Annotated in this window: 1 protein-coding gene; it reads right to left on the reverse strand. The window is 45.5% G+C overall.

Annotated features, from left to right (window positions below):
* Positions 1 to 211: 211 nt before the first annotated feature.
* Positions 212 to 655, reverse strand: a complete 444-nt coding sequence (locus AAC01S_RS18510) for a 2-thiouracil desulfurase family protein (protein WP_067622857.1) — start codon at positions 653 to 655, stop codon at positions 212 to 214.
* Between the last annotated feature and the right edge of the window lie 284 nt (positions 656 to 939).

Below are 939 nucleotides of genomic sequence, written 5' to 3' on the forward strand. Positions count from 1 at the left end.
CGGTCATATTGAGCAGGCGGTGCGGGCGCAATGCCCTCGTGAGGGTTCGTCATATCGTCATCCATATGTCGTATTCACCCCCAATCGCATTTTTCGCAATTTAAAAGTGCGAATAAGGACTGCAATATATCGCCATAACAGTTTGGATGGGTCAAGCTTCTTAAACATTTGCCTCCGTTTGTTCAAGAGCAATTCCTATGAGACCCCCTTGTTAATCGCCATCTTCGGATGTAACCGTTAGTCCATTACGTAATAATAGAGCAACGGTCACGCCCACCCCTTCCTTCTTCATACCAGAAAAAGACCCATCGTATATCAAATCACTTCCGCAGGAGGGGCTATTTTTCTTAAGAATGGCTGTTGTTGCCCCAATAGTCTGTGCAACGTTTAGTGCTCGGTAAGCCCCGTCAATAAACTCCTGTGTGACGTCATTCCCCTCACTATCGATAACCTTGGCATTTCCATCAAGTACATCAAATCCATCTCCGCCTACAATCTCTGCAGGATTCCTTGGAGTCGGGAGTCCTCCGAATTGCTCAGGGCAGACAGGCACTGCTTGACGACTTTGAACTAAATTCTCGACTTTTGAATGTAAAGCAGATTGATTATCGTATCTACACTTACAACCGACCAAACAGGCACTCACGATTTTCATGATGAATGTCCTCTCTTACTGCAAAATTAGACATATACTAACTACTTCGAAGGAAATTTATCGTATCCTCTTTTGTCACTAACCTGCCCGTTTCTGCAATAAGCGTACCACGCATAAAACACATTTGACATACACCATCCATACACACGCCTCGCAACGTCGGAATTCACCCTATCTTACTTGTCCCCACCAACTTTAGATTATCGCCATCACCCTTCCCCTGGTCATTTCCACCAGTTGATCGGGCGTTAAATCAAATACTGCCTTCGGATGTCCTACCGCCG

It is taken from the genome of Alicyclobacillus acidiphilus NBRC 100859 (assembly GCF_001544355.1).
Taxonomy (GTDB): domain Bacteria; phylum Bacillota; class Bacilli; order Alicyclobacillales; family Alicyclobacillaceae; genus Alicyclobacillus; species Alicyclobacillus acidiphilus.

Coding starts and splice junctions, on each gene's coding strand:
- AAC01S_RS18510 (WP_067622857.1), bottom strand. CDS start 655: ATGAAAATCGTGAGTGCCTGTTTGGTCGGTTGTAAGTGTAGATACGAT.